The following is a 19,030-nucleotide window of genomic DNA, read 5'->3' on the forward strand; positions in this document are numbered from 1 at the left end:
GGTGTTCCGCCCCTGTTACGCCGTGAGCGGACGGTGCACACCGTCGGCCTGTCGGCCTCCACCGGCGGCCAGGTGCCGGGAGCGCTGCACGGAGCCGGAACCAATCGACCCGCGGGTGGGGACGCTGCGCGCCCCCGCCACGCGGGTCGAAGTCCGACCAGGTCGGAGTGCTGCTGTCCTGCGTCAGTGGGCGGCTTCGTAGGCCTCGACGACGCTGGCCGGGATGCGGCCGCGGTCGCTCACCGCGTGACCGTTCTTGCGCGCCCAGTCACGGATGGCGCCGGCCTGCTCGCGGTCCATCCGGCCACCGCCACCGGTGGCGCGGGACCGGCCGCCGCCCGAGGCGCGGGTGCCGCGGCCGACCTTGCGCGCCGCCGAGATGTACCGGGCGAACGCGTCGCGCATCTCCTGGGCGTTCTTCTCCGCCAGGTCGATCTCGTACGAGGTGCCGTCGAGCGCAAAACTGACGGTCTCGTCGGCCGGAAGATTCTCGTCGAGGTCGTCGCTCAGGATGACCTGGACCTTGCGCGCCATTCGTTCCTCGCTAATCGCAGCGACCCGGAGGTCGGACGGAAATAGCACCCGGCGGGTGCGAGGTCCATTACAGCACGATCTCCGGATAATCGGAAATGGGCGCACGATTCCACTCCCCTATGCGAGGGGGAATCGAGATACGGCCCGATCAGGAACTGATTGGCCGGACCAACGGGAACAGGATCGTCTCCCGGATCCCGAGACCGGTGAGCGTCATCATCAACCGGTCCATGCCCATTCCTACGCCCCCCGTGGGCGGCATGCCGTATTCCAGCGCCTCGAGGAAGTCCTCGTCGAGCACCATCGCCTCGGGATCGCCGGCCGCGGCCAGCAGCGCCTGCTGGGTGAACCGCTCCCGCTGGACGACGGGGTCGACGAGCTCGGAGTACCCGGTGCCCCGCTCGATCCCGCCGATGTAGAGGTCCCACTTCTCCGCGACGCCCGGCTCCGAGCGGTGCGCCCGGGTCAGGGGCGAGGTGTCCACCGGGTAGTCCATGACGAACGTGGGCTCCTGCAGCGACGGCTGCACCAGCGCCTCGAAGATCTCCTCGACCAGCTTGCCGTGGATCCAGGCAGGGTCGACGCCGACCCCGTGCCGCTCGGCCAGGGCGCGCAGCTGCTCGATCGGCGTCTGCGGCGTCACCGTCTCCCCCACCGCCTCGCTGACCAGGTCGAACAGCCGCACCTGCCGCCACACGCCGGAGAGGTCCAGCTCGGTGCCGTCGTGGTGCCGAGCCACGTGGTCGCCGAACAGCGCCGCACAGCTCTCCTGGATCAGTTCCCGGGTGATGACCGCGATGTCGTTGTAGTCGAGGTAGGCCGCGTAGAACTCCAGCATCGCGAACTCCGGGGAGTGCGAGCTGTCCGCACCCTCGTTGCGGAAGTTCCGGTTGATCTCGAACACGCGGTCCAGGCCGCCGACGATGCACCGCTTGAGGAACAGCTCCGGTGCGATACGCAGGTAGAGGTCCAGGTCGAATGCGTTCATGTGGGTGCGGAACGGCCGGGCCGCCGCACCGCCGTGCACGGTCTGCAGCATCGGCGTCTCGACCTCGATGAAATCCCGCCGGCCGAGCCCCGCGCGCAGGGTGGACATGACGGTGGCGCGCTGGCGGACGGTGCGGCGGGCCTCGTCGCGCACGATCAGGTCGACGTAGCGACGGCGGACCCGCAGCTCCTCGCTCATCGGCTTGTGCGCCACCGGCAGCGGGCGCAACGCCTTGGCGGTCAGCTGCCAGGAGTCGGCGAAGACCGACAGCTCGCCGCGGCGCGACGTCCCGACCTCGCCCGCCACGAAGACGTGGTCACCGAGGTCGACGTCGGACTTCCACGCGGCGAGCGCCTCCTCGCCGACGCGGTCGCGGGAGAGCATCACCTGCAGCTCGGCATCGCCCTCGCGCAGCGTGGCGAAGCAGAGCTTGCCGGTGTTGCGGAAGAAGATCACCCGGCCGGTGACCCCGACCCGCTCGCCGGTCATCGTGTCCGGCTCCAGCTCGGGGTGCGCGGCGCGGACCGCGGTGAGCGTCGTCGTGCGGGGCACCGTCACCGGGTAGGGGTCGACCCCCGACTCGCGCAGCCGGTCGAGCTTGGCCCGGCGGACCCGCATCTGCTCCGGCAGCTCCTCGCCGCTGTCGTCGGCGCCCGTACCGTTCGGTCCCACGTCCGTCACGGGAACCCAGCCTACGGGGCGGCCACCCGCCGCTCGGCGGCCTGCTGCCGCTGGAAGGCCAGCCGCAGCCCGTGCACCGTCAGGTCGGGCTCGCGTTCGCCGATGGTGCGGCAGCTGTCGACGAGCAGCGGGGCCAGCCCGCCGGTCGCGACGACGACCGGTGGGGTGCCGAACTGCGACACCAGCTCCGCCGAGATCCGGCCGACCAGCCCGTCGACCAGGCCGGCGAACCCGAGCACCAGCCCCGCCTGCAGCGCGGCGACGGTGTTCTTCCCGATCGCCTGCGGCGGGCAGGAGAGCTCGACCGAGCGCAGCTGGGCGGCCCGGCTGGCCAGCGCGTCGCGGCTGACCTCGACCCCCGGCGCGAGGGCGCCCCCGAGGAACTGCCCGTCCGGGCCGACGGCGTCGACGTTGGTGGAGGTGCCGAAGTCGACGACGACCACCGGCCGGGTCCCGCCGCCGGGTGCCCGGCCGAACAGCTCGTGCGCGGCCAGCGCCGTGACCACGCGGTCCGCCCCCACCTCGCGGGGGTTGTCCACGTGCAGCGGGACGCCGGTGCGCACGCCGGGGCCGATGAGCACCACCGGCACCTCGAGGGAGTCCAGCAGCTGGCGCAGCGCCGGCAGCAGCGCGGGCACGGTGGAGCAGGCGGCCACCCCGGTGACCTCCGTGTCGCGCAGCAGGCCCCGCCAGAGCATGCCCAGCTCGTCGGCGGTGGCCCGGGGCGCGGTCGTCACCCGCCAGGAGCCGACCCGGCGGGCGCCGTCGAAGGTGGCGAGGACGGTCTGGCTGTTGCCGACGTCGACGGTCAGCAGCACCGGGTCACCGGATCGGGACGCCGAGGTCGCTGCGCTGCTGGTCGGCGGCACCGGGCACCGGGGCCGACGGGTCGCCGCCGAGCTCGACGACGCGGTTGGCGCCGTCGACGTGGACGACCCTCGGGATGTAGCTCTTGGCCTCGGTCTCGTCCATGACGCCGTAGCTGATCAGGATGACCATGTCGCCGGGGTGCACGAGATGCGCGGCGGCACCGTTGATGCCGATGACGCCGCTGCCCCGCTCACCGGGGATGACGTAGGTCTCCAGGCGGGCGCCGTTGGTGATGTCGACGATGGCGACCTGCTCGCCGGGCAGCAGGTCGGCGGCGTCGAGGAGGTCCTCGTCGACGGTCACCGAGCCCACGTAGTGCAGGTCGGCCTGGGTGACAGTGGCGCGGTGGATCTTGGACTTGAGCATCGTGCGCATCATCGGGGGCCTCCCAGTCGGACTGCCGTGTTGTCGAGGAGCCGGGTGCTGCCCGCGCGGACCGCGACGAGCAGGCGGGCGGGGCCGGCGGCCTGCGCCGGTCCCAGATCGGTATCGGTCAGTTCCAGGTAGTCCTGGACCAGGTCGGGGGCTTCGGCCAGGACGGCGCGGGCGGCGGCGAGGACGGCCTCGGCGCCGTGCGGGCCGGCGTCCGCACCGGCGCGCAGTGCCTGGTGCAACGTCGCTGCCCGGGCCCGTTCTTCCGGCGAGAGGTAGCGGTTGCGGCTGGACAGCGCCAGCCCGTCGTCCTCCCGCACCGTCGGGACGCCGACCACCTCCACGCCGAGCACGAGCTCGCGGGCCATGGCGCGGATCAGGGTCAGCTGCTGGTAGTCCTTCTCGCCGAAGAGGGCGAGGTCGGGCCGCACCAGGCCGAAGAGCTTGGCGACGACGGTGAGCACCCCGGCGAAGTGCCCGGGGCGCACCGCCCCCTCCAGGACCGACCCCAGCGGGCCGGGGTCGACGGTCACCCCCACCGCGCCGGCGGGGTAGACCTCCTCGACCGGCGGGTGGAAGACGACGTCGGCGCCCTCCTCGGCCAGCGCGGCGAGGTCGGCGTCCCAGGTGCGCGGGTAGCGGTCGAAGTCCTCGCCCGGCCCGAACTGCGTCGGGTTCACGAACACCGAGACGACGACGCTGCCGGCGCGCTCGCGGGCGGCGCGGACGAGGGTGCGGTGCCCCTCGTGCAGGGCGCCCATGGTGGGCACCAGGGCGACCGGGCCGGGCAGCGCGTCGACCAGCCGGCGCAGCTCGGCGGCGGAGGCGGCGACGGCGGGCCGGGTGCCGACGGTCATCGGGACCCGGCCGGATCGTCGTGCCGGGCGGCGGCGAGCAGCTCGAGCAGCGGCGCAGCCTCGTGGTCCTTGAGCCGGCCGGCGGCGAGGGTCCGCTCCGCGGTGCGCTGTGCCATGGCGACGTAGGCGGCCACCGACCCCGGGGCTCGCTCGGTGAGGGTCCCCAGGTGGCGCGCGACGGTGCCGGCGTCGCCGCGGCTGACCGGTCCGGTGAGCCCTCGGTCACCCCGGCGCAGGCCGTTGTCGAGCGCGGCGGTGAGCAGCGGCGCCAGCACGCGGCCGGGTTCGGCCACTCCGGCGGTGCGCAGCAGGTCGGCGGCCTCGGCCACCAGGGTGACCAGGTGGTTCGCGCCGGTGACCAGCGCCGCGTGGTAGAGCGGGCGGTCGGCCTCGGCGACGAAGAACGGCTCGCCGCCCATCTCCAGCACGAGGGTCTCGGCCACGGGGCGGTGCTCCGGGCGGCTGGTCACGCCGAACGGGGCGCCGTCGAGCCGGTCGGCGTCCTCCGCGACGCCGGAGAAGGTCATGGCCGGGTGCAGCGCCAGGGCGAGCACCCCGGCCTGCTCGGCGGGGGCGAGCACGGCCAGCCCGTGCGCCCCGGACGTGTGGAACACCAGCTGACCGGCGCGCCAGGCGCCGGTCTCGGCCAGCCCGGAGACGAGGCCCGCCAGGGTGTCGTCGGGAAGGGCGAGGACGACCAGGTCGGCGGCGGCCACCACCGCGTCGGCCGGGATGAGGGGGACGCCGGGCAGCAGCCGCTCGGCGCGCTCGGCGGAGGCTGCGGACAGCCCGGACGCGGCGACGACGTCGTGGCCGGCGGCGGCGAGCGCGGCGCCCAGGACGGCGCCGACGCGGCCGGCGCCGATGACGCCCACGCGGAGGCGGGCGGGCGCGTCGGCCGGGCGGGCGTGCGTGCGGGCCGGGCCCAGCAACGCACGGACGGTCCTGCGGGGAGCAGGCATCGGTGCACCTCTCGTTCCAGTCCCTGACGGGTACCGGACGTCGGGCGCGATCCACACGGATCGCGGTGGTCGTTCGGGTCCTGCTCCGGTCCGGCGCCCGCTGCAACCGGATGTGTCACGCGGGCGACGTACCGATGGCGAGTCTGTGACCCCTACGCGTCCGACGCAACGCCTCGTTGCTGTGTCCTGGCTCACGTCGGTCCGGGGCCCCGGTCGGGACCTGGCGGGGGCTCCGCCCTACCGTGACGGCCGGCACATCGGCGAAGGAGGCAGCGTGCACACGTTCGAGGGACGGACCGCACTGGTCACCGGCGGCAGCCGGGGCATCGGCCTGGGCATCGCCCGGAGCCTGGTCGAGCGCGGGGCGAGAGTGGTGCTCACCGCCCGCAAGCCCGACGCGCTGGCCGAGGCGGTCGAGGCGCTGGGCGGGCCGGAGGTGGCCGTGGCGGTCGCCGGCAACGCCGGGGACCCGGAGCACCGGGCCACCGCGGTGCGCACGGCGATCGAGACGTTCGGGAGCCTGGACGTGCTGGTCGGCAACGTCGGCATCAACCCGGCGTACGGGCCGCTGATGGACCTGGACCTCGACGCCTGCCGGAAGATCCTGGACACGAACGTCGTCGCCTCGCTGGGCCTGGTGCAGGAGGCCTGGCGGGCCTGGATGGCCGAGCACGGCGGCTCCGTGCTGTTCGTCGCCTCCGTGGCGGGGCTGCGCTCCTCGCCGGAGATCGGCGCCTACGGCGTGAGCAAGGCGGCGCTGATCAACCTCACCACCCAGCTGGCCGTGGAGCTCGCACCCAAGGTGCGGGTGAACGCGGTCGCCCCCGCGGTGGTGAAGACCCGCTTCGCCGGAGCCCTGTTCGAGGGCCGGGAGGCGGAGGCCGCGGCGGTCTACCCGATGGCGCGCCTGGGGACGCCCGAGGATGTCGGCGAGGCCGCCGCCTACCTGCTGGGCGACGGCGCCGGCTGGGTCACCGGCCAGACGCTGGTGCTCGACGGGGGTGGGCTGTCCCGCGGTCCGCGGTGAGGCTCAGCGGCCGAGGACCCGGGCCAGGACGTCGTCGCTCTCGCCGTCCTCCCGGTACCGCCGCCGGCGGCGCCCGCCGGAGACCGGGCTGACGCCGTTCTCGGCCAGGATCCGCGCCAGCCGGTCGGAGGTGTCCGCCCGGTCCTCGTCCGGCTGCCACGCCCATTCGGGCGTCACCGCGGGGTGCGCGGTGGTGGGCGTGAACTCGGCGGGCAGCGGCGGCTCCGCCGGCTCGTCGGTGCGCCGGCGGCGGGGGGCGTCGTCGACCCGGGGCGGGGCGGGCGCGTCCAGCAGGGACCGGGCGGCCAGCCACTCCAGCGGGGACTGCGGTGGGTCGGCCGGCGGCCGCGGGGCCGAGGGCGTGACCACGGGCGACGCGACGGGAACCGGCGGCGGGGGCTCGGCCGGGGCGTGCCGCGACCCGAGGTAGGGGTCGTCCTCGTGCGCCGCGGCGCGCTCGTGTCGGCCGAGCCCCGAAGGCACCGGTGCGGCCGGGCGGCCCGGCACCGGCGGGACCGGAGGACGCAGCGGCGGCGGGACCGGCGGCGCGGACGCGGCGGGGCGGACCGGCGGCGTCACGGGGACGGCCGGAGCCGGTGGCGGGGCGGAGGACCACGTGCTGGTGCTCGTGCGCACCTGCTCGAACTGCTGGGTGGGGCGTGGCTCGTCCAGCCGGATGGCCGGCCACCCCCCGGTCAGCTCGCGCGGCGGCGCGTCGTCGCTCCACGCCGCGCCGCCGTCGAGGGTGCGGGCCGGCCCGTCCACCCGGCTGGCCTGGGTGCGCATGACGATCCGCTCGACCAGCATCTCGCTGGACAGCTGCTCGGCGAGCTCGGCGCGCAAGCGGCCCATGTCCTCCCGCAGCGCCCCCAGCTGCCCGAGCTCGGTGCGCAGGCCGGTCAGCGCGGCGACGTCGTCACGGAGCGCGGCCACGCGGGCGACCTCGTCGCGCAGCTCGCCGAGCGCGGCGATCTCCCCCCGCATCCCGGCCACCCGGGCGATCTCGTCGCGGAGGCCGGTCAGGGAGGCGATCTCGCCGCGCAGCGCATCCAGCTCGTCGCGCATCGCGTCCTCGGTCTCGCGACGCAGCTCGTTCTCGAGCTCCAGCTCGTACTCGCGGCGGGCGGCGACCTCCCGCTCCAGCTCCCGCTCGTAGGCGCGCCGCAGGCCGGCCTCGCGGGCCTCGGCGCGCACCCGGTCGGTGCCGCGCCGGCCGGCGGCGAAGGTGGCGAGCACGAACGCCCAGGCCACGGCGACGACCGCCACCCGCAGCAGCTGGGCGTTGTCGGTCAGGAAGACGGCGAGCGTGGCGCCGGCGGCGAGCAGGAAACCGCCGGCCTGCAGCAGCGTCCGAGGACCCGGAGCGGCCGGGCCGCGGTCGACGTCGTCGTCCTCGCGGCGGGGCATGGCTCCAGCGTAACGACGTGCGGCGTTCACGGGGAGCATTCGCCCCCGTGCCCACAGTGGCCACAGGTGCAACAGTGCGGAGGTGACCCTCTCCCTGCTCGACTGGCGCCGCCGGGTGGCCGCGCTGCACGCCGCCGTCCGGGACGACCCCGATCCCGATCCCGAACGGGGCTGGCAGCGGTGGCGGGACGGCCGCGACGAGCTCTTCGCCGGCCACCCGCAGTCGCCGCTGGACCCGGCCGCCCGGGCGGCCTTCCGCGGTCTGCCGGTCGCCCCGTACGACCCGGGGCTGCGGTTCGAGCCGGTGCTCGAGCCCGCGGGACCCCGGCGCCTGGAGGTACCGACGGCCGCCGACGGCGTGGTGCTGCTGGAGCGGATCGGGGCGGTGGCGCTGCCCGGCGTCGGCCGGCTGGACGTCTGGTGGATCGCCCTCTACGGGGGTGGGGTCTTCCTGCCGCTGCGCGATGGGACCGCCGGCGACACCACCTACGGCGGTGGCCGCTACCTGCTGGACACGGTGAAGGGCGCGGACCTCGGCAGCGACGGCGACCGGCTGGTGGTCGACCTCAACTTCGCCTACCACCCGTCGTGCGCCTACGACCCGCGCTGGTCGTGCCCGCTGGCACCGGAGGGCAACCGGGTGCCGACTGCGGTCGCCGCCGGGGAACAGCTGCCCCCCGGCGGCTGGACGTGACGTGCTGGAACGGCCCCCGTGCAGGGACCCGCCGCGAGCCCGTGACGTGCTGGAACGGCCGCCCTTCAGGGTCCCGCGCCGAGCGTCCGAGGCGTGGGGGGAAGGGCGGTCCTTCGACTGATCGTCAGGGGTCCTGGGTCAGCGTCGCCGGTGAGCCAGGACCCCGAGTGGTGAGCCAGGAGCGAGCCCGAGGGGTGGGCCGGGACGGCGGTCAGCCCTGCGCGAGGGCGCCGTCGGAGCTGAACACCAGGCCGAGGGAGATCTCGCCCCGCTGCAGCGCCGCCTTGGTCAGCGGGCCGCCGGTGTCCAGCGCCCGGAACTCGGCGAACTCCAGGCCGTAGGTCTCCTCCAGCCCCGGCTGGCAGAACGGCCGGGTCGGGCACTCGGTGGGCCCGCCGAGGACGAGCGAGCCGTCCCCGCAGGCCTCCGCGAGCTCGGAGAGGGTGCTGACCCCCAGCTCGTCGGCGAAGGCCTGGGTGACGGCGAAGGCGTTCTGGTCGGCGGCCTCCGCCGGCTCCCCGACGACCAGGCCAGCCTCCTCGGCCAGCGGCTGGAGGGCCGCCAGCGTCTCCTGGACGTCGCCACTGGCGACCTGGTTCTGCTCGTCACCCTCGAGCGTCTCGGTGACGGTGGCCAAGTACTCGGGGAAGACCTGGATCTCCCCGTTGCGCAGCGCCTGCAGGTACAGCTCCCGGTTGCCGGCCTCCCGGACGGAGGCGTCGAACCCGGCGGCGGTGAGGACGTCGGCGTAGATGGTGGCGAGGATCGTCGACTCGGTGAAGTTGGCTGCGCCCACGACGATCGGGCCGCTGCCCTGGGCGAGGCCGGCGGTGTCGACGTTCTCCTCGACCCAGGCGGCGGCGACGTCCTCGGCGTTCTGCCGCTCGACGTCGACCGCGGCGTTCATCTCGATGAGCTCGTCGGTGGTGAGCTCCGCCGAGACGGCGTCCAGCGCCGGCAGCAGCGCCGGGTTCGCCTCGGCCGCGGCCGCGTTGACCGCCGGGATGATGTTGTCGGCGTTCTGCAGGTCCTGGTCGTCGTCGAGGACGACGAGCTGGTCGCCGGCGACCGGGGCGCAGGCGTCGCCGGAGGCCTGGCCGCCGCCGGTGTCCCCCGCGCCCCCGGTGCCGGAGGACCCCGACTCCCCGCAGGCCGCGGTCAGCGCGACGGCGAGGGCGAGTGGAGCGAGGGAACGGATTCGTGCGCGCATGGTCGGAGGCCCGCCTTCTGTGTCCCGTGCCGGTCGGCACGCGTGTCTGGCGGGAGGACTCCCGCGCCACCATCGAACCGTCCCGTTGTGCACCACGCAATCGGGTATCCGGCGCCCGGGGATCCGTTACCGACGTGTGATCACTGGGGGACGCCGGTCGCGGTCAGCTCGGGCTCTCCCCGCACGGCCCGCCGGCGACCGGTCACGAGGGGCACCCGCTTCGGCCCGGGCCGCGCCGCCCAGGAGAGCACCACCAGCACCAGCTCGGTGAGCAGCGCCAGCGCCGCGATGACGATCGCGCCGGCGATGATCAGCCCGTAGTCCTGCTGGCCGAACCCGAGGTTGACCACCCGGCCCAGGCCACCCCCGCCGACGAGTGCCGCGAGCCCGGCCGTCGCCACCACCTGCACGGCGGCGGTGCGCACCCCGGTCATGACCAGGGGCAGCGCCAGCGGCAGGTCGACCCGGCGCAGCACCTGCCCTCGGGTCATGCCCATGGCGCGGGCGGCCTCGCGGACGTCGCCGTCCACCCCCCGGAAGCCGACGTAGGTGTTGGTGAGGATGGGCGGGAAGGCGAACACGGCCAGGGCGATCGCCGTGGCCCGGTTGCCGAAGCCGATCGGGCTGACCGCGAACAGGGTGAGCAGCGCGAGCGTGGGCACCGCGCGGCTGACGTTCGACAGGACGACCACCGCTCCCCCGCCGCGCCCGCTGGTGCCCAGGGCGATGCCCAGGGGCAGCGCGAGAACCAGGGCGGCGAGGACGGCGATCGCCGAGACCGCGAGGTGCTCGACGAGCAGGTCCAGCAGCCCGCCGGGCCGGGTCCAGTTGTACGGGTCGTTGAGGTAGACGAGGGCGTCGCCGAAGCCGGTCACGACCGCGCCCTCGCCCACGGGGTGAGCAGCCGTTCCGCGCCGGCGAGCAGCAGGTCGGCCAGCAGCGCGAGCAGCACGCAGCCGACCGCGCCGGTGACGATCTCGGCCCGGTAGAAATTGGCGTTGAAGCCGCCGAAGATCAGCTGGCCGAGCCCGCCGTGCCCCACCAGGACACCCACGGTGGTGAGCGCGACGGTGGAGACGGTGGCGATCCGCAGCCCGGCCATGAACGCCGGCAGCGCCAGCGGCAGGTCGATCTGCCAGAACAGCCGGATCCGGCCGTAGCCCATGCCCTGCGCGGCCTCGCGCACCTCCGCCGGCACGCCCTGCAGGCCGGTCAGGAAGTTGCGGACCAGGATCACCAGCGAGTAGACGACCAGCCCGATCAGCACCGTCGTCGCCGTCAGCCCGGTGAACGGGAAGATCAGGGCGAACATCGCCAGCGACGGGATCGTGTAGACGATCGAGGAGAAGCCGAGCACCGGGCCGGCCAGCCACCGGACGCGACGGGCGAGCAGGGCCAGCGGCAGGGCGACGAGCGCCCCGATGACGACGGCGGCGACGGTGAGCCTGACGTGCTCCCCGAGGTACCGCAGAATGGTGTCCCAGTTCGCCACCACGTAGGTTGCGTCGAACCACGGGTTCGGCGCCCCGTCCACGGCCAGCACCGCGCCGGAGGCGGACGTACCGGCACCCGCGCTCAGCACCGGGCGCATCCCAGGAGGGCCACCCCGTGGACGCTACTGCGCACACTCCACCGACCGCGAGCGCGTCCGGTGACGCGGCGGAGATCCGGCTGGAGGGCGTGGGCAAGGTCTACGACGACGGCACCGTGGGCGTGGCCGAGCTCGACCTCACCTTCGCCGCGGGCGAGCTGACCGTGCTGGTCGGCCCGTCCGGCTGCGGGAAGACGACCACGATGAAGATGATCAACCGGATCATCGAGCCCACCACCGGCCGCATCGTGATCGGCGGCGACGACGTCACCCGGGCCGATCCGGTGGAGCTGCGCCGCCGCATCGGCTACGTCATCCAGAACGTCGGCCTCTTCCCGCACCAGACGATCCGCGCCAACGTCGGAACGGTCCCCCGGCTGCTGGGCTGGGACAAGAGGGAGATCCGGGCGCGGGTCGACGAGCTGCTGGCCACCGTGGGCCTCGATCCGGCGGTGCACGGCGACCGCTACCCCGCCCAGCTCTCCGGCGGGCAGCGCCAGCGGGCCGGGGTGGCCCGGGCGCTGGCCGCCGATCCGCCGGTGCTGCTCATGGACGAGCCGTTCTCCGCCGTCGACCCCGTGGTTCGCGAGCGGCTGCAGGCGGAGTTCCTGCGGCTGCAGGCCACGGTGCGCAAGACCATCGTCTTCGTCACCCACGACATCGAGGAGGCCGTGCGGATCGGCGACCGCATCGCGGTCATGAGCGAGGGCGGCCGGGTCGAGCAGTTCGCCACCCCCGCCGACCTGCTGGGCCGGCCGGCGAACGAGTTCGTGGCCGACTTCGTCGGCGCGGACCGGGGCCTCAAGCGGCTCGCCGTCACCGGCATCGACCCCGAGGACCTGGAGCAGCCGCCGGTGCTGCACGTCGACGACGGGCTGGCCGACGCCCGGTCGGCGCTGCAGCGGTCCGGCGCGCGCTGGGCCGTGGTGCTCGACGACGCCGAGCACCTGCACGGCTGGCTGTCGCCGGACCGCGCCACGGGCGGCGGGACCGTCGGATCCGCGGCCCGGCGGATGGAGGCCTGGGTGCCGCGCGAGGCGTCGCTGAAGACGGCGTTCGCCACGATGCTGCAGCACGAGGCGGGGTGGGTGGCGGTGCTCGACGGCGACCAGTTCCTCGGCGTCCTCACGCCGGAGTCGCTGCACTCGGCGCTGCGCCGCTCGGTGGAGGGGCGGGTGCCGGAGACGGCCGGAGCCGCGTCGGCCTAGGGACGCCGGTCCTCCAGCAGCGGGCCGGCCACCCGGTACCGCGCGCTGACGAACGCCCCGTTGACCGCTGACTCGACCAGCTCGAGGTCCAGCCGGCGCGGGAGCAGCGGCCGGCCCGCGCCGAGGGTCACCGGCGCGATCGAGACCACGACCTCGTCCAGCAGCCCGGCTTCGGCGAACTGACCGGCCAGGTCGCCCCCGCCGACCAGCCAGAGGTCCTTCCCGCCCGCCGCCGCGGTCATCGCCTCGTGGACGGCACGGACGTCCCCGGAGGCGAACCGGACCGCGGGCCCTGCCGCTACCAGGTGGCGCGAGGTCATCACCCACGTCGGCAGCGTGTAGGGCCACGGCTTGCCGGCCTCGTGCTCCAGGACCCACTCGTAGGTCGTCGACCCCATGACCAGGGCGCCGATCCCGGCCATGAAGGCGTCCATGCCGAAGGCACCCGCCTCGTCGTGCGGCTGGCGCAGCAGCCAGTCGAGGGAGTCCTGCGGGTCGGCGATCCAGCCGTCGAGGGTGGTGGCGGTGTAGTAGGTCAGCACGGGTCTCCTCCAGGGGTCTCGCCGCGGCGGGCGCGGAGCCAGTCGATGGGGTCGCCGGTGTCGATCCGGCGGCCCGCCGTCCGCAGCAGGTGCCGGACCAGCTGACGCCGGTGGGCCGAGAAGGTGAGCACGTGGGCGACGACGCCGCTCAGGACGAAGCTCTCCGGCGGCTCGCAGAGCGCGTCGATCAGCCGGTCGTCCCAGCCGCCCCGGCGGTCGACGTCGCGGACCACCGCGAGCCACCGGGGAGCCACGGCGTCGTGCCGCTCCAGCAACGTGGCGGGGTCCGCGTCGGCGTGACGGTCGGGCACGTCGCGCCCCTCGATCGACGCCAGCCAGACCTCGACCGTGTGGACCAGGTGCGTCAGCACCGCCTGCACCGACTCCTCCGGGCCGTCCCACGGCAGCACGACCAGGCCGGGCAGCCGCGTCGCGCGGAACTCCTCTTCGGTCAGCCCCTTCGCCGCCTCGAGCAGGTGCCGGGTGTCGTCGAGGTCGTGCGCCACCAGTTGCTCGGTGAGCGGGTTCATCGCGTGCTCCGTGCTCTGCACCCACAGGGACGTGGGCGGGTGGAAGTGGATGCCGTTGGGCGCCGGCAGCCAGTGGCCGGACCCGGCGTCCACCGCGCTGGGCGGCCGGCCGTAGGCGCGGGTGAAGGCCCGGCTGAACCCCTCGACCGACTCGTACCCGGCCGCCCACGCGGCCTCGGTGACGCTGCTGCCCTGCCGCAGCTGCCAGGCGGCGCGCTCGAGCATCACCCGGCGCCGCATCGCCACGGGCGCCTCCCCGGCCTCCCGGGACAGGACCCGGCTGAAGTGGAACGGGGAGGCGTAGGCGTCGCCGGCCATCTCGGCGAGGGTGTGGTTCTCCTCGTCCAGCACGGCGTCGAGGAGTTCGCGGAGGCGGTCGCGTCCCGTCATGCCTGCAGCGTGCCGTCCCGGGAGCCGCCGGCGCTTGACCGTTCTTGCCCGGCGCGGGGCCGGGCGAGCGCTAGGCCGAGACCCCGGGGGCCGGATCGTCGTCGGACGAGCCCGGCGGGACGCGGCACACCGACTCCAGCCACAGCGCCGCGGCGACCAGCGCGAGGGACGTGACGAGGCCGAGCAGCGCGGTCACCGTGTCGCTGCCGGCGTACTGCAACCGGCCCACCGCGGGGCCGGTGTAGGCGAGGACGCCGAGCCAGACGCCGGTGAAGACGGCGCCCACGTAGGCGCTGGCCTGGGCGAGCACCGCCAGCCGGGCGACGAGCATCGGCTCGACCGGGCGGACGCTCGCGGCGTCGCGCTCCCGGGGGCCGCGGCCGGCCCGTGCCTCGCGCAGCGCGTGCAGGCGGGAGCGCAGCACCCGGGCCCCCAGCGCCTCGGCCAGGGCCAGCACTGCCAGCGGCGCCGGCAGCCACCAGCGCAACGGCGGCAGGTCGCCGTACCAGGCGCGCACCAGCAGCCACGCGGCCACGGTGAGCCCGAGGGCGAGGACGACGAGGTCGCGGCGGCGGACGGGGGTCACGGCGTCCTCAGTGCAGGTGGTCCCAGCGCACGACCGCCGCCACGTCGGCGGGGTCGAGCGCGGCCACCAGGTCGGCGACCCGGCCGCGGCCCGGGAGGACTGCGGTCGGGTCGAGGGTCAGCCAGGGCACCAGCACGAACGCCCGTTCGTGCGCCCGCGGGTGCGGCAGGGTCAGCGCGGGGTCGTCGGAGAGCACGGGGGCGCCGTCGTCACCGGTCACGGTGACCACGTCGACGTCGAGCGTGCGGGCGCCCCAGCGCACCTCGCGGGTGCGGCCGGCCGCCTGCTCCAGCTCCTGCGCCCGCGCGAGCCAGCCCCGGGCATCCCGTTCGCCGCGGACGACGGCGATCGCGTTGAGGTACGGCGGCTGCTCGACCGGCCCCCACGGCGGGGTCTCGTACAGCGTGGAGCGGGCGACCAGCACGCCGTCGTCCTTCAGCGCGGTGAGCGCGGTGCGCAGCGCGCCGGCGCGGTCGCCCAGGTTGGCGCCCAGCGAGAGGACGGCGCGGCTCACCGGCGCTCCCTGCGGATGGTGACCTCGACGTCGTCGAACGGCACCCCCAGCTCGGCCTGCGGCTTGTGCACGGTGATCTCGACGGCGTCGACGAGCTCGTCGGCCAAGCAGACGTCGGCCAGCCGCTGGGCGAGGGTCTCGAGCAGGTTGACCGGCTCCCCCGCGACCACGTGGTGCAACCGCTGGGCCAGGTCGGCGTAGTTCACCGTCCGCGCGAGGTCGTCGGCCGCGGCCGCGGCGGTGGTGTCCAGCTCCAGGACGGCGTCCACCCGGAACATCTGCCCGCGCTCGCGCTCGAAGGCGTAGACGCCGTGGTGGGCGTGGGCGCGGATGCCCCGGACGACGATCCGGTCAGGGGTGCTGGCCACGGCCGGCTCCTCTCGCCGCGCGGACGGCGGCCACGGTGCGGATGGCGTCGACCGAGCCGGCGGCGTCGTGCACCCGTACGCCCCAGGCCCCGGCCTGCGCGGCGAGCACCGTGGTGGCCAGGGTCGCGGCGTCGCGCTCCTCGGCCGGGCGGGGGACGCCGTCGGCGTCGGCGAGCAGCCGGCCCAGGAAGGTCTTGCGCGAGGCGCCGACGAGCACCGGCAGCCCCACGGCCACGAGCCGGTCGAGCCCGGCCAGCAGCGCCCAGTTGTGCTCGGCGCGCTTGGCGAAGCCCAGGCCGGGGTCGAGCACCAGCTGGTCGGGGCGCACCCCGGCGGCGACGACGTCCTCCACCCGGGCGGTGAGCTCGGCGCAGACCTCGGTGACGACGTCGCCGTACTGCGCCGCCGCGTACATCTCCCGGCTGTGCCCGCGCCAGTGCATGAGCACCCAGGGCACGCCCGCCTCGGCCACCAGGTCGGCCATGTTCTTGTCCGCCAGCCCACCGCTGACGTCGTTGACCAGCACCGCGCCGGCGTGCAGCGCCGCCTCGGCCACCTCGGCGCGGGTGGTGTCGACGCTGGTGCGCACGCCCGCGGCGGAGAGCTCCCGGATGACCGGGAGCACGCGGCGGCACTCCTCCTCGGCGTCCACCCGGTCGGCTCCCGGGCGGGTGGACTCCCCGCCGACGTCGACGTAGTCGGCGCCCGCGCCGTGCATGGCCAGTCCGTGCGCGATCGCGGTGGCGGGGTCGGCGAAGCAGCCGCCGTCGGAGAAGGAGTCGGGCGTGACGTTGAGGACGCCCATCACCAGGCAGCGACCCGGACGGGGCAGCGCGGCGGGGCTCATCGACGCGCCCCGCTCACCGGCCGAGCACGAGGGCCATGGCCTCGCTGCGGGTGGCCGCGTTCTCGCGGAAGATGCCGCGGACCGCGGAGGTGACCGTGGAGGAACCGGGCTTGCGGACGCCGCGCATCGCCATGCACAGGTGCTCGGCCTGGACGACGACCAGCACGCCGCGCGGCTTGAGGGCGTCGTCGAGGGCGTCGGCGATCTGCCGGGTCATCCGCTCCTGCACCTGCGGCCGGCGGGCGTAGACCTCGACCAGCCGGGCCAGCTTGGACAGCCCGGTCACCCGGCCGTCCTGCCCCGGGATGTAGGCGACGTGCGCGACCCCGTGGAAGGGCACCAGGTGGTGCTCGCAGGTCGAGTACATCGGGATGTCCTTGACCAGCACCAGCTCGTCGTGGTCCTCGTCGAACGTGGTCGCGAGGATGTCGTACGGGTCCTGCGCCAGCCCGGCGAAGGTCTCCGCGTAGGCCCGCGCGACACGCGCCGGGGTGTCCTGCAGGCCCGGCCGATCGGGGTCCTCGCCGATGGCGAGCAGCAGCTCCCGGACCGCCGCCGCGGCCCGCTCCTGGTCCACCCCCGGCGCCGGGGTCAGCAGCTGGTCGGCGGGTTCGGCCGGGATCTCGCTCATCGGTGGTCCCGGCTCATCCCTGGACCGGGGCCCCGACGTCACCGACGGGGCTGGTGGCCCCCGACCCGTTCTGCCCGGCCCGCTCCGCCGGCGTCAGCACCGGCGGCTGGTCGGACGGGGTGCGCTTGCCGAAGCCGTTGTACGGGGCGAGGGCCGGCCGCTTGGCGACCGGAGCGCAGATGCGCGCCATGTCGTCCTTGGAGAGCGTCTCCTTCTCGATCAGCTCGAGCACGAGCTGGTCGAGGACGTGGCGGTACTCGACCAGGATCTCCCACGCCTCGTCGTGCGCGGCCTCGATCAGGGCGCGGATCTCCGCGTCGATGTCGGCGGCGACGGCCTCGGAGTAGTCGGGGCGGGACCCCATGTCCCGGCCGAGGAACGGCTCGGAGTCGCTGCTGCCGTACTTCACCGCGCCCAGCTTGGCGCTCATGCCGTACTGGGTCACCATCGCGCGGGCCATCGAGGTGGCCTTCTCGATGTCGTTGCCGGCCCCGGTGGTCGGCTCGTGGAAGACGAGTTCCTCGGCGGCCCGCCCGCCGAGGGCGTAGGCGAGGGTGTCGATCATCTCCGACCGGGTCTGGGTGTACTTGTCCTCGGTCGGCAGCACGAGGGTGTGCCCCAGCGAGCGGCCGCGGGGCAGGATCGTCACCTTGTGCACCGGGTCCAGGTTGGGCAGCGCGTGCGCCACCAGGGCGTGCCCGCCCTCGTGGTAGGCGGTGACCTTCTTCTCCTTCTCGCTCATCGCCCGCGTCTTGCGCTCGGGGCCGGCGATGACGCGGTCGATCGCCTCCTCGAGGGTCGCGTCGGTGATCATCGAGCCGTTGTTGCGGGCGGTGAGCAACGCGCCCTCGTTGAGCACGTTGGCGAGGTCGGCGCCGGTGAAGCCCGGCGTGCGGCGGGCCACGGTCTCCAGGTCGACGTCGGGCGCGAGCGGCTTGCCCTTGGCGTGCACCTCGAGGATCTTCTTGCGGCCCTCGAGATCGGGGCGGTCGACGGCGATCTGCCGGTCGAAGCGACCCGGGCGCAGCAGCGCGGGGTCCAGGACGTCGGGCCGGTTGGTCGCGGCGATCAGGATGACCCCGCCCTTGACGTCGAAGCCGTCCATCTCGACGAGCATCTGGTTGAGCGTCTGCTCGCGCTCGTCGTGCCCGCCGCCCATGCCGGCGCCGCGCTGCCGCCCGACGGCGTCGATCTCGTCGACGAAGATGATCGCCGGGGAGTTCTCCTTGGCCTGGGTGAACAGGTCGCGGACCCGGCTGGCACCGACACCGACGAACATCTCGACGAAGTCCGACCCGGAGATCGAGAAGAACGGCACGCCCGCCTCGCCGGCGACCGCGCGGGCCAGCAGGGTCTTGCCGGTGCCGGGCGGGCCGAAGAGCAGCACGCCCTTGGGGATCTTCGCGCCGACGGCCTGGAACTTCACCGGGTTGGCGAGGAAGTCCTTGATCTCGTGCAGCTCTTCGATCGCCTCGTCGGCGCCGGCGACGTCGGCGAACGTCGTCTTCGGCATGTCCTTGGTGATCTGCTTGGCCTTGGACTTGCCGAAGGCCATGACGCCCCGGCCGCCGCCCTGCATGGAGTTGAACAGCCAGAAGAGCAGCAGGAGCAGGATCAGGAACGGCAGGAAGCTGACCAGCAGGCTGACCAGCAGGCTGTCCTGGGTGACGTTGGTGTCGAACTGCTCGTCCTCCTGGGCGCGCAGGAGGTCGACGATGTCGCCCTCGACCGCCACCGGGTAGGAGGTGGTGACCTCGGTGCTGCCCTCGACCTCGTCGGTCAGCTCCAGGTCGAGCGTCTGCTCCTTGGTGTTGAGCGTCGCCGACTCGACGTTGCCGCTCTCGATCTGCTCGAGGGCCGTCGAGGTGGTGATCTCCTGGCGGTTGCCCTCACCGCTGAACAGCGACGAGACGGTCAGGGCCAGCAGGATGACCAGGACCACCCAGAACCACACGGAGCGGAAGATCTTCTTACGTTCCATACACCGATGCCGGGCGCCGGCGTGCCGGCTCGCCCGTCGACCCTCCTGACCGTCCCGGGGACGCCGCCACGGCCCGGGCACGGACCCCGGCGCTCGGTGCAGCGTCGTCGGGATCGACGGTACACCGGTGCACCTGGGCGATCCCTGCGTGCGAGCTGGGAACGTCCCCCGCCCGGGCGACGTGACCGGCGACGGGCCCGGAGGGTCCTCGCCGGTCACGGCAGACGCGTGGGACACGGG

21 protein-coding genes are annotated in these 19,030 nt (G+C 74.5%); 3 read left to right on the forward strand and 18 right to left on the reverse strand.

The window, feature by feature from the left end; genetic code table 11:
* Positions 1-183 precede the first annotated feature (183 nt).
* From ACI8AP_RS04450 to ACI8AP_RS04475, 6 genes are all read right to left on the reverse strand, one after another.
* Positions 184-534: a histone-like nucleoid-structuring protein Lsr2 gene (locus ACI8AP_RS04450; RefSeq protein ID WP_456588126.1), complete on the reverse strand. Its 351-nt coding sequence runs from the start codon at positions 532-534 to the stop codon at positions 184-186.
* Positions 535-682: 148 nt separating this feature from the next.
* The gene (gene lysS / locus ACI8AP_RS04455; protein ID WP_456588127.1) at positions 683-2,203 is read right to left on the reverse strand and encodes a lysine--tRNA ligase; all 1,521 of its coding nucleotides are present in this window, start codon (positions 2,201-2,203) and stop codon (positions 683-685) included.
* Positions 2,204-2,214: 11 nt separating this feature from the next.
* Positions 2,215-3,021, reverse strand: coding sequence for a type III pantothenate kinase (locus ACI8AP_RS04460; protein ID WP_456588128.1), 807 nt, complete (start codon positions 3,019-3,021; stop codon positions 2,215-2,217).
* A 4-nt stretch (positions 3,022-3,025) separates the two neighbouring features.
* Positions 3,026-3,451, reverse strand: a complete 426-nt coding sequence (gene panD / locus ACI8AP_RS04465) for an aspartate 1-decarboxylase (protein WP_456588129.1) — start codon at positions 3,449-3,451, stop codon at positions 3,026-3,028.
* On the reverse strand, positions 3,448-4,302 hold the full coding sequence (gene panC, locus ACI8AP_RS04470) for a pantoate--beta-alanine ligase (RefSeq protein ID WP_456588130.1): 855 nt from the start codon (positions 4,300-4,302) through the stop codon (positions 3,448-3,450). The genes panD and panC overlap by 4 nt, the downstream gene beginning before the upstream one ends.
* Positions 4,299-5,264 (reverse strand): Rossmann-like and DUF2520 domain-containing protein, encoded by a 966-nt coding sequence (locus tag ACI8AP_RS04475; RefSeq protein WP_456588131.1) that lies wholly within the window; start codon positions 5,262-5,264, stop codon positions 4,299-4,301. The genes panC and ACI8AP_RS04475 overlap by 4 nt, the downstream gene beginning before the upstream one ends.
* A 274-nt stretch (positions 5,265-5,538) precedes the next feature.
* On the opposite strand from ACI8AP_RS04475, the gene ACI8AP_RS04480 reads away from it, so the two are divergent.
* Complete coding sequence (locus tag ACI8AP_RS04480; protein ID WP_456588132.1) at positions 5,539-6,291, forward strand: SDR family oxidoreductase; 753 nt, start codon at positions 5,539-5,541, stop codon at positions 6,289-6,291.
* A gap of 3 nt (positions 6,292-6,294) precedes the next feature.
* Here the strand turns inward: ACI8AP_RS04480 and ACI8AP_RS04485 are convergent, their stop codons facing one another.
* The gene (locus tag ACI8AP_RS04485) at positions 6,295-7,698 is read right to left on the reverse strand and encodes a DUF6779 domain-containing protein (protein ID WP_456588133.1); all 1,404 of its coding nucleotides are present in this window, start codon (positions 7,696-7,698) and stop codon (positions 6,295-6,297) included.
* 82 nt (positions 7,699-7,780) lie between these two features.
* Between ACI8AP_RS04485 and ACI8AP_RS04490 the strand changes: the two genes are divergently transcribed.
* Entirely contained in the window at positions 7,781-8,392 is a 612-nt protein-coding gene (locus ACI8AP_RS04490) for a DUF1684 domain-containing protein (protein WP_456588134.1), read from the forward strand.
* A gap of 211 nt (positions 8,393-8,603) precedes the next feature.
* Here ACI8AP_RS04490 and ACI8AP_RS04495 read toward each other — a convergent pair whose 3' ends face one another.
* From ACI8AP_RS04495 to ACI8AP_RS04505, 3 genes are all read right to left on the reverse strand, one after another.
* Positions 8,604-9,602, reverse strand: coding sequence for a glycine betaine ABC transporter substrate-binding protein (locus ACI8AP_RS04495; protein ID WP_456588135.1), 999 nt, complete (start codon positions 9,600-9,602; stop codon positions 8,604-8,606).
* Positions 9,603-9,742: 140 nt separating this feature from the next.
* On the reverse strand, positions 9,743-10,477 hold the full coding sequence (locus ACI8AP_RS04500) for an ABC transporter permease (protein WP_456588136.1): 735 nt from the start codon (positions 10,475-10,477) through the stop codon (positions 9,743-9,745).
* The gene (locus ACI8AP_RS04505; protein ID WP_456588137.1) at positions 10,474-11,184 is read right to left on the reverse strand and encodes an ABC transporter permease; all 711 of its coding nucleotides are present in this window, start codon (positions 11,182-11,184) and stop codon (positions 10,474-10,476) included. Before ACI8AP_RS04505 ends, ACI8AP_RS04500 begins: the two co-directional genes overlap by 4 nt.
* Before the next feature lie 26 nt (positions 11,185-11,210).
* Here ACI8AP_RS04505 and ACI8AP_RS04510 point away from each other — a divergent pair, with 26 nt between their 5' ends.
* Positions 11,211-12,401 (forward strand): ABC transporter ATP-binding protein, encoded by a 1,191-nt coding sequence (locus tag ACI8AP_RS04510; RefSeq protein ID WP_456588138.1) that lies wholly within the window; start codon positions 11,211-11,213, stop codon positions 12,399-12,401.
* Here the strand turns inward: ACI8AP_RS04510 and ACI8AP_RS04515 are convergent.
* The 8 genes from ACI8AP_RS04515 to ftsH form a co-directional block, all read right to left on the reverse strand.
* A complete protein-coding gene (locus tag ACI8AP_RS04515; RefSeq protein ID WP_456588139.1) occupies positions 12,398-12,943 on the reverse strand; it encodes a dihydrofolate reductase family protein in 546 nt (181 codons plus the stop codon). The genes ACI8AP_RS04510 and ACI8AP_RS04515 overlap by 4 nt on opposite strands.
* Complete coding sequence (locus ACI8AP_RS04520; protein ID WP_456588140.1) at positions 12,937-13,863, reverse strand: helix-turn-helix domain-containing protein; 927 nt, start codon at positions 13,861-13,863, stop codon at positions 12,937-12,939. The genes ACI8AP_RS04515 and ACI8AP_RS04520 overlap by 7 nt, the downstream gene beginning before the upstream one ends.
* 70 nt (positions 13,864-13,933) lie before the next feature.
* Entirely contained in the window at positions 13,934-14,449 is a 516-nt protein-coding gene (locus ACI8AP_RS04525; protein ID WP_456588141.1) for a DUF3180 domain-containing protein, read from the reverse strand.
* Positions 14,450-14,456: 7 nt separating this feature from the next.
* On the reverse strand, positions 14,457-14,963 hold the full coding sequence (gene folK / locus ACI8AP_RS04530) for a 2-amino-4-hydroxy-6-hydroxymethyldihydropteridine diphosphokinase (RefSeq protein WP_456588142.1): 507 nt from the start codon (positions 14,961-14,963) through the stop codon (positions 14,457-14,459).
* The gene (gene folB / locus ACI8AP_RS04535; protein WP_456588143.1) at positions 14,960-15,331 is read right to left on the reverse strand and encodes a dihydroneopterin aldolase; all 372 of its coding nucleotides are present in this window, start codon (positions 15,329-15,331) and stop codon (positions 14,960-14,962) included. The genes folK and folB overlap by 4 nt, the downstream gene beginning before the upstream one ends.
* The gene (gene folP / locus ACI8AP_RS04540) at positions 15,315-16,178 is read right to left on the reverse strand and encodes a dihydropteroate synthase (RefSeq protein ID WP_456588144.1); all 864 of its coding nucleotides are present in this window, start codon (positions 16,176-16,178) and stop codon (positions 15,315-15,317) included. The genes folB and folP overlap by 17 nt, the downstream gene beginning before the upstream one ends.
* A gap of 13 nt (positions 16,179-16,191) precedes the next feature.
* Positions 16,192-16,809: a GTP cyclohydrolase I FolE gene (folE, locus tag ACI8AP_RS04545; protein ID WP_456588145.1), complete on the reverse strand. Its 618-nt coding sequence runs from the start codon at positions 16,807-16,809 to the stop codon at positions 16,192-16,194.
* A gap of 13 nt (positions 16,810-16,822) precedes the next feature.
* Positions 16,823-18,790 (reverse strand): ATP-dependent zinc metalloprotease FtsH, encoded by a 1,968-nt coding sequence (ftsH, locus tag ACI8AP_RS04550; protein WP_456588146.1) that lies wholly within the window; start codon positions 18,788-18,790, stop codon positions 16,823-16,825.
* Positions 18,791-19,030 lie beyond the last annotated feature (240 nt).

The organism is Blastococcus sp. SYSU DS1021, assembly GCF_054050995.1.

Coding starts and splice junctions, on each gene's coding strand:
- ftsH (WP_456588146.1), bottom strand. CDS start 18,790: ATGGAACGTAAGAAGATCTTCCGCTCCGTGTGGTTCTGGGTGGTCCTG.
- ACI8AP_RS04450 (WP_456588126.1), bottom strand. CDS start 534: ATGGCGCGCAAGGTCCAGGTCATCCTGAGCGACGACCTCGACGAGAAT.
- ACI8AP_RS04485 (WP_456588133.1), bottom strand. CDS start 7,698: ATGCCCCGCCGCGAGGACGACGACGTCGACCGCGGCCCGGCCGCTCCG.
- folP (WP_456588144.1), bottom strand. CDS start 16,178: ATGAGCCCCGCCGCGCTGCCCCGTCCGGGTCGCTGCCTGGTGATGGGC.
- panC (WP_456588130.1), bottom strand. CDS start 4,302: ATGACCGTCGGCACCCGGCCCGCCGTCGCCGCCTCCGCCGCCGAGCTG.
- ACI8AP_RS04475 (WP_456588131.1), bottom strand. CDS start 5,264: ATGCCTGCTCCCCGCAGGACCGTCCGTGCGTTGCTGGGCCCGGCCCGC.
- ACI8AP_RS04495 (WP_456588135.1), bottom strand. CDS start 9,602: ATGCGCGCACGAATCCGTTCCCTCGCTCCACTCGCCCTCGCCGTCGCG.
- folE (WP_456588145.1), bottom strand. CDS start 16,809: ATGAGCGAGATCCCGGCCGAACCCGCCGACCAGCTGCTGACCCCGGCG.
- panD (WP_456588129.1), bottom strand. CDS start 3,451: ATGATGCGCACGATGCTCAAGTCCAAGATCCACCGCGCCACTGTCACC.
- ACI8AP_RS04520 (WP_456588140.1), bottom strand. CDS start 13,863: ATGACGGGACGCGACCGCCTCCGCGAACTCCTCGACGCCGTGCTGGAC.